1 protein-coding gene is annotated in these 742 nt (G+C 65.8%); it reads right to left on the reverse strand.

The features are described from left to right. Positions 1–111: 111 nt before the first annotated feature. The coding region (locus F6Q13_RS18520) for an IS607 family transposase (protein ID WP_293059649.1) at positions 112–742 on the reverse strand (631 nt) is incomplete at its 5' end.

Here is a 742-nt window from a genome sequence, read left to right on the forward strand (position 1 = left end):
GATCGAGCACGAACTCGTCGTCAGCAGACGTGCGCAGCCGCGCGGTGATCGCCACACCAGTTGGGGCGCCGACCGGTTTCACCCCACGCCACCCGCGCAGCTTGCGTGAGGTCACGCAGCATCACCGCATTCGGTTTCCGCCGCTACCGCCGCGCGCAGCCGTTTCGTCTTGGCTGAGCGCTGCCCGTATAGCCGGCCGGCGAAGCTGGTCACGATCGCGAGCATGTCGCGCACCAGCTCTGATTCAGCGGACTCATTCTCAGGCTGGCCGGTGTAGACCACCGTCACCCCGTAGCCGGCCAACAAGTGTTCGATCACCCCGACCCCGAACCGCGCCAGGCGGTCAGGATGCTCCACCACCAGTCGATCCACACCCGGTTTCATGCACTCGCTCAACGCTTTACGCAGTCCCGCCCGCCGGTCCGACAACCCGGACACGACATCGCTGAACACGATCAAACCGTTGTCATGTTCCCGTAGTCGCGCGACCTGCCGATCAAGGTCACCTTCTGCCTGTTGCCGCCGAGACGACACCCGCGCGTACCCAACAGCCTTGCCTGTTCCCGGTTTCCGCGTAAGGGCATCGAGGTCGCCGAGCCGGAAGATCCTCCGCCCACCAGCACTGCGGGCATCGGGCAACCGGCCCTGTTGGGTGTAGCGGCGCAGCGTCCGCGTTGACACCCCCAGCCGGTAGGCCGCCGCGGTCGCCGACACATAGTCATCAGGGCCACGATTAGCCATA

Origin of the sequence: Mycobacterium sp. (genome assembly GCF_008709575.1) — a bacterium.
GTDB lineage: Bacteria > Actinomycetota > Actinomycetes > Mycobacteriales > Mycobacteriaceae > Mycobacterium.